This window comes from Lutibacter sp. (assembly GCF_013041805.1).
Lineage (GTDB): Bacteria > Bacteroidota > Bacteroidia > Flavobacteriales > Flavobacteriaceae > Lutibacter.
The window spans coordinates 54,226-60,990 of record NZ_JABDRI010000029.1 but is presented as its reverse complement, the minus strand read 5'-3'; the positions used below and the strand labels follow the sequence as shown (position 1 = coordinate 60,990).

Below are 6,765 nucleotides of genomic sequence, written 5' to 3'. Positions count from 1 at the left end.
TCTGAGGGCTGTAAGCTAAATCCACCAAAGTCATACCATGAGGTTGCCCCGTTAATATTTTTCCCAATTATAAAAAGTCCAATTAGTGAGCATAAGCCAACTAAATAAATTAGTGAGGCATATTTTTCATAAAATTTAGCGTCAAAAAATAGTATTAAAATAATAATAGGAAAACTCAGTCCAATCCAAATTAGTTGCTTTCCGTATTCCGTTGAAAAATTTATTAAATTAACAGCTTCTTCATTAACAGTAGCTGAGTATATATTAATCCATCCGAAGAAAATTAACACGAAATAGAGGAGTATAAGTAGCCAATCTATTCCAAAAAAAATATTTTTCTTTCTAATCCTCAATTTTTAATGTTTCGTTTAGTTGTTTGTCATATTCATCTTGTAAACTACCATTTAACATGCGCTGTTCTTCCCAAGATCTAGTTGTTTTTCCTGTTAAATATTTTTCAATCATTAAGCTCGCGATTGGGCCAGCCCATCGAGATCCCCAATAACCATTTTCTACAAAAACTGCAATAGCAATTTTAGGATTATCTTTTGGAGCGAATGCAATAAATATCGAGTGATCTTGTCCATGAGGATTTTCTGATGTTCCAGTTTTACCACAAATTTCAATACCTTTTACCTTAGACCAACTTGCTGTACCCCTTGGGTTTTCAAACACCTGAAATAAACCTTCAATAACAGGATCAAAATGCTCTTCATTAATAGTTGTACGTTTAAGTGTTGTGAATTTGGAATCTAGCACTTCATCTTTGATGTTTTTAACAATATGTGGTGTATAATAAGAGCCTTTATTTGCAACAATAGCGGTCATATTTGCTAATTGAATTGGAGTTGTTAAAATTTCTCCTTGACCAATTGCATTCGAAATGGTATAAGTCGCTGTCCAATTAGTATTTGGATACCACTTATTATAAAACGCACTACTTGGAATTAGTCCTTTTTTACCTACTGATAAATCATTATTTAAATAATTACCTAATCCAAAGCTTTTTACATGGTTGCTCCAAACTTCCATGCCTTCTGTAGGTGTGGGATATTTTTCAATAGATTTTCTATATGCATTTGCAAAATAACTATTACAGGATCTATAAATTGCTTTGTTTAGTGCAACAGAGCTTCCGCGTGTTCCGCAGTGGCATTCCATAAAAGCATCCTTACTATTTCCATATCTGTACCCTCCAAAACATTTTATTGCTGTTGTGGTGCTAATAACATTTTCTTGTAGAGCGGTAAGAGCAGTAATTACTTTGAATGGAGACCCGGGAGGATATTCACCTTGTAAACCTCTATCAAGTAGTGGCATATTTATGGTATCTAAATATAGTTTTGTAAAATTTTTTGATCGATCTCTTCCAATCATTAAGTTAGGATCATATGTTGGTGTAGACACCATAGCTAATATTTCACCAGTGCTTGGTTCAATAGCAACAATTCCACCTCTTTTATTAGTCATTAAAGATTCTCCATACGTTTGTAATTGTGAATCTATTGTTAATGTAATGTCTTTTCCAGGTATTGGAATGGTATCATAAATACCATTTTTATAAGGTCCAATTTCTTTATTGAATCTGTTTCGCTGAATAAATTTTACACCTTTAACACCTCTTAAAATATTTTCATATGTTTTTTCAACTCCCGCTGTACCAATTAGTTCTCCTAATTGATAGTTTGGGTTTTTTTTGATTAAATTTTCGTTGACTTCACTTATATATCCTAGAACGTTGGGAGCTGAATTGATAGGGTATTCTCTTAATGAACGCTTTTGAATATAAAACCCTTTAAATTTATGCATCTTTTCTTGAAAGTAGGCGTAATCGGTTTTAGATATTTGAGCTTGGAAAATAGAAGGAATTCGTGTTGAATATTTTTTAGCTTTATTTAAATTTTTAATAAAAGTCTCTTTATCAATTCTAATTAGGTTGCAAAAATCTAATGTGTCAAGAGGTTTTACTTCTCTAGGAATAACCATGATATCATACGATAATTGATTAGCAACGAGTAAAACTCCATTTCTATCATAAATATAACCTCTTTCAGGATAGTCGTATTTAACTTTTACTGCTGAATTATTTAATAGCTCTTTATCATATGAACTATCTATTACTTGTAAATAAAATAAGCGAATTATAAATACTATCCCAATAAAAATTATTAGTATAGTTAATAAGCCCGTTCTTTTCATTTGTTTTTAGTTGCTTTTATGAGTTGTGAACAAAATAATTCATCATTTTTTTTATTTCTTTTTAGTGAATAATAATATTCCTAAAATACTTAAAATAATGGTAAAGATACTAGTAAAAATTGTATTCTTTAGGATCGTTATAAAAGCATTGAAGCTAAAGTATTCAAGTGAGAATACTATAAAATGATGTATAATAGTTAACGTAGCTATGTATAAAAATATTTTATCAATTGACAATGATCTAATATTAAAAAGTAAATAATCAAAATCAGATTTTCTTAAAATGGTTTTTAACACTGAGATTCTAATAAATGCAATAAATAATGTCGCGGCAGCATTTATTCCTCCTGAATCAGAGAATATATCAACTGAAAGACCAAATAGAAAGCTTAGTATTAAAAATAAACTCCTATTTTTTTTAAGAGGAAACAAAAATATCCATACGATATAAACCATAGGGTTTAAGTACCCAAATAAATTTATATGATTTAAAATTAATACTTGTAAAAGCACTAACCCAATAAATCTGAGGCTATTTGAAAGTATTAAATTATTCATTGATAGATTTTTCTTCTAATTCTTTTTGTTCTTTCTTTTTTAAATTCTTAATCACTTGAACGTATCCAATTGAACTCATATCATTAAATAATGAGACATTAATTTCGTTATATTGATTATTTTCAAATTTAAAATCTTTAATCACTCCAACATTAATTCCTTCAGGAAATATAGCCGATTTTCCACCTGTAATTATTGAGTCTCCAATATTAATAATTGCTTGCCTAGGAATATCTGTTATTTGTAAAGTTTTATAATCTTTGCCGTTCCAAACTAGCGTTCCATAATGATTACTATTTTTTAAGCGTATATTAATTCTAGAGTTTTCATTTAAAATTGAAAGTACGGTACTAAAATTTGAAGATATATTTTTAACAACACCAATAATACCAGCACTATTTATGATTCCTAAATCTCTATCAACTCCTTGATTATTGCCTTTATTAATAGTCAATAAATTATTCCTTTTTGTAAAGTTATTATTAATAACTTTTGCTGAAGTATATTCATACTGTTGAAAGTATTTTGATGTATCAGAAACAATAAAATAATTATTTGAAGAATTAAAATTTTGTTTGTTTAATTGGTTTTTTAAACGAATATTCTCTTCGATTAAAAGCTTATTTTCATCTTTTAAAAGAAAAAATTCATTGATTGAATTAGCTTTACTATAAATACCGCCTGTAACAAAATTAGCTGAGTTTATAAATCTGCTTGTATGATATGAATGGTGCTGAATGGTAAAATATAAGGCTAGAATTTCTAACAGTATAAACAGCAGAGAATATCTAAATTTTTTAATAAAATAAAACAGCTGCTGCATAAGTAGTTATAGAAGTTAGTCTATTTCATTAATACATTTCTGTATTTGCCAATATCTTTTAACGCAATTCCAGTTCCTCTAACCACTGCTCTTAGCGGATCTTCAGCAACGTAAACTGGTAAATCAGTTTTTCTTGATAATCTTTTGTCCAACCCTCTAAGCATAGATCCACCACCGGCAAGATAAATTCCGGTATTGTAGATATCTGCGGCTAATTCAGGTGGAGTTTTAGATAATGTTTCCATAACTGCATCTTCAATTCTTAATATTGATTTATCTAAAGCTTTTGAAATTTCTCTAAAAGAAACTTGAACTTGTTTTGGTTTTCCGCTTAATAAATCTCTTCCTTGAACGAGCATATCATCAGGAGGTGTTTCTAAATCTTCAGTAGCAGCACCAATTTGAATTTTAATTTTTTCAGAAGTACGCTCACCAACATATAGGTTGTGTTGCGTTCTCATATAATAGGCAATATCTGAAGTAAATACATCACCTGCAACTTTTACCGATTTATCGCACACAATACCTCCTAAAGCTATCACTGCAATTTCTGTAGTACCACCACCAATGTCAATAATCATATTACCTTTTGGCTGCATAATATCAATTCCAATACCAATGGCTGCAGCCATTGGCTCATGAATTAAGTAAATTTCTTTAGCATTCATATGTTCTGCAGAATCAATTACTGCACGTTTTTCAACTTCTGTTATTCCAGATGGTATACAAATAACCATGCGTAGTGAGGGAGAGAAAAAACGTTTTTTAATGTTCGGAATATTTTTAATAAACTCTTTAATCATTTGTTCCGAAGCCTCGAAATCTGCAATTACACCATCTTTTAGAGGGCGAATTGTTCTAATATTTTCATGAGTTTTCCCTTGCATTAAGCTGGCTTTTTTCCCAATTGCAATAATTTTCCCAGTATTTCTATCTCTTGCAACTATTGAAGGAGCATCAACAACAACTTTGCCGTCATGAATTATTAGTGTATTTGCAGTACCTAAATCAATGGCAATGTCTTCAGTCATAAAGTCGAAAAAACCCATACTATATTAAATGTTTATTAATTTTTAAATTGGAATCTAACAAAGTTACTAAAATTAGTGTTTAAAATGACGCGTTCCTGTAAATATCATCGACATTTTATGATCGTTGCAATAATCAATAGATAATTTATCCTTAATTGAACCTCCTGGCTGAATTACAGCATTAATACCAGCTTTATCAGCTATTTCAACACAATCTGGAAATGGGAAAAATGCATCACTTGCCATCACAGCACCTTTTAAATCGAAATTAAAATGAGTAGCTTTTGTAATTGATTGATTCAACGCGTCAACACGACTAGTTTGCCCTGTTCCGCTTGCGCAAAGCTGTTTATTTTTTACTAATACAATGGTATTTGACTTAGTGTGCTTACAAATTTTTGATGCAAAAAACAGATCTTCTAATTCATTAGTAGTTGGTTGTTTAATTGTAGCTGTAGTTATACCACTAGCATTATCTGTTTTATTATCTTTTTCTTGATATAGCACACCATTTAAAGCAGTTCTATATTGATTTTTAGGTAATTCAATATTTTTTTGAATTAAAATAATTCTATTTTTTTTGCCTTTTAAAATTTCTAAAGCTTCAGAAGTATAGCTTGGAGCAATTACAACTTCACAAAATAATTTATGAATTTCAGAAGCTGTATCAGTATCAATTTCTCTATTTGAAATTAAAACACCACCAAAAGCGGATGTTGGATCTCCTGCTAGCGCATCCAAATACGCTTGTTTTAAGGAATCACGTTGTGCTAATCCACAAGCATTATTATGTTTTAAAATAGCAAAAGTTGGTGTGTCATTTTTAAACTCGTTAATTAAATTAACAGCGGCATCAACATCCAACAAATTATTGTACGAAAGTTCTTTACCATGTAATTTATCAAAAAGAGCGTCTAAATCACCAAAGAAATACCCTTTTTGATGAGGGTTTTCACCATAACGCAATGTTGAAACAGTATCAAAACTTTCTCTAAATGTTATTTCGCTATTATTTAAATAGTTGAATATAGCAGTGTCATAATGACTTGAAATAGCGAAAGACTTTGCTGCGAAGTTCTTCCTTTCTTCAAGTGTGGTTTCGCCATTTGAATTTGACATTATTTCTAAAAAATCATCATATTGGTTCATAGAAGATACGCAAATAACATCTTTGAAATTTTTTGCTGCAGCTCGTATAAGTGATATACCACCAATATCTATTTTTTCAATAATATCTTGTTCAGTAGCATCACTTAAAACTGTTTTTTCAAAAGGATATAAATCAACAATTACAATATCAATTTCAGGAATATTATATTCATTCAATTGTGATAAATCATTTTCGTTTTCACGTCTTGATAAAATCCCTCCAAAAACTTTTGGGTGTAACGTTTTTACTCTTCCTCCCAAAATTGAAGGATATGAAGTTAAATCTTCAACAGGGATAACGTTTATACCTAATTCTTTAATAAATTTTTCTGTACCACCAGTTGAATAAATTATAACTCCAAGTTCATTTAGCTTTTTTACAATAGGAGCTAAACCATCTTTGTGAAATACCGAAATTAATGCTGTTTTTGCTTTTTTTGTTGAATTCATTTGTAGCTTTCTAAGTTTACGCAAAGCTAATAATTATCAGCAGCTTAACAACATAAAAAAATATAAATTTTATAGTAAATTTTTATTTTTATTGAAGAAATTCACTAACTTTTTCACACACAAATTCTAACAGCATTTCATCATTTTTAGTAAATGGATCTATGGCATGTGAATCGATATCTATTTGTCCAATATTTTCTCCATTCACAAAAATTGGAATTACAATTTCGCTTTTCACTTTAAAACCACAAGAAATATAATTGTCTTGGTCTTCAACATTTGGAACAATAAAATTTTCATTGCTTATAGCAACTTGTCCACAAATGCCTTTTCCAAAAGGAATAATTATATGTTCGGTAGGTTCACCAGCAAATTCAGCAAGTTTCAATTCCTGCTTATCACCATTTTTAAAATAAAATCCAACCCAGTCATAATATTCTATTTCTTGTTTTAAATAATTACAAATAGCTTGTAGTTTTTCCGAAACTGTTTTATTCAATTGAATCTGCTGTATTATCGATTCTTTTAATAGAGTAATGTTCATATAAATTTGTA

Annotated in this window: 7 protein-coding genes; all 7 read right to left on the bottom strand. The window is 29.6% G+C overall.

Annotated elements, in window-relative coordinates; genetic code table 11:
• A partial coding sequence (gene rodA, locus HKP59_RS04405) for a rod shape-determining protein RodA (RefSeq protein ID WP_291803807.1) occupies positions 1 to 353 on the bottom strand: 353 nt, incomplete at its 3' end.
• On the bottom strand, positions 343 to 2,199 hold the full coding sequence (mrdA, locus tag HKP59_RS04400) for a penicillin-binding protein 2 (RefSeq protein ID WP_291803804.1): 1,857 nt from the start codon (positions 2,197 to 2,199) through the stop codon (positions 343 to 345). The genes rodA and mrdA, both read right to left, overlap by 11 nt.
• A 51-nt stretch (positions 2,200 to 2,250) precedes the next feature.
• Positions 2,251 to 2,757, bottom strand: a complete 507-nt coding sequence (gene mreD, locus HKP59_RS04395; RefSeq protein WP_291803802.1) for a rod shape-determining protein MreD — start codon at positions 2,755 to 2,757, stop codon at positions 2,251 to 2,253.
• Positions 2,750 to 3,580, bottom strand: coding sequence for a rod shape-determining protein MreC (mreC, locus tag HKP59_RS04390; protein WP_291803799.1), 831 nt, complete (start codon positions 3,578 to 3,580; stop codon positions 2,750 to 2,752). Before mreC ends, mreD begins: the two co-directional genes overlap by 8 nt.
• Positions 3,581 to 3,600: 20 nt before the next feature.
• Positions 3,601 to 4,629 carry a rod shape-determining protein gene (locus HKP59_RS04385; RefSeq protein ID WP_291803796.1) on the bottom strand — a complete coding sequence of 343 codons (1,029 nt, stop codon included), beginning with the start codon at positions 4,627 to 4,629 and terminating at the stop codon, positions 3,601 to 3,603.
• 54 nt (positions 4,630 to 4,683) lie between these two features.
• Positions 4,684 to 6,210 carry a bifunctional phosphoribosylaminoimidazolecarboxamide formyltransferase/IMP cyclohydrolase gene (purH, locus tag HKP59_RS04380; RefSeq protein ID WP_291803793.1) on the bottom strand — a complete coding sequence of 509 codons (1,527 nt, stop codon included), beginning with the start codon at positions 6,208 to 6,210 and terminating at the stop codon, positions 4,684 to 4,686.
• An 88-nt stretch (positions 6,211 to 6,298) separates the two neighbouring features.
• Entirely contained in the window at positions 6,299 to 6,754 is a 456-nt protein-coding gene (locus tag HKP59_RS04375; RefSeq protein ID WP_291803791.1) for a GAF domain-containing protein, read from the bottom strand.
• Positions 6,755 to 6,765 lie beyond the last annotated feature (11 nt).

Excerpts from the sequence above, each read along its gene's own strand:
- mrdA (WP_291803804.1), bottom strand. The coding sequence starts at position 2,199 with ATGAAAAGAACGGGCTTATTAACTATACTAATAATTTTTATTGGGATA.
- mreD (WP_291803802.1), bottom strand. The coding sequence starts at position 2,757 with ATGAATAATTTAATACTTTCAAATAGCCTCAGATTTATTGGGTTAGTG.
- mreC (WP_291803799.1), bottom strand. The coding sequence starts at position 3,580 with ATGCAGCAGCTGTTTTATTTTATTAAAAAATTTAGATATTCTCTGCTG.
- HKP59_RS04385 (WP_291803796.1), bottom strand. The coding sequence starts at position 4,629 with ATGGGTTTTTTCGACTTTATGACTGAAGACATTGCCATTGATTTAGGT.
- purH (WP_291803793.1), bottom strand. The coding sequence starts at position 6,210 with ATGAATTCAACAAAAAAAGCAAAAACAGCATTAATTTCGGTATTTCAC.
- HKP59_RS04375 (WP_291803791.1), bottom strand. The coding sequence starts at position 6,754 with ATGAACATTACTCTATTAAAAGAATCGATAATACAGCAGATTCAATTG.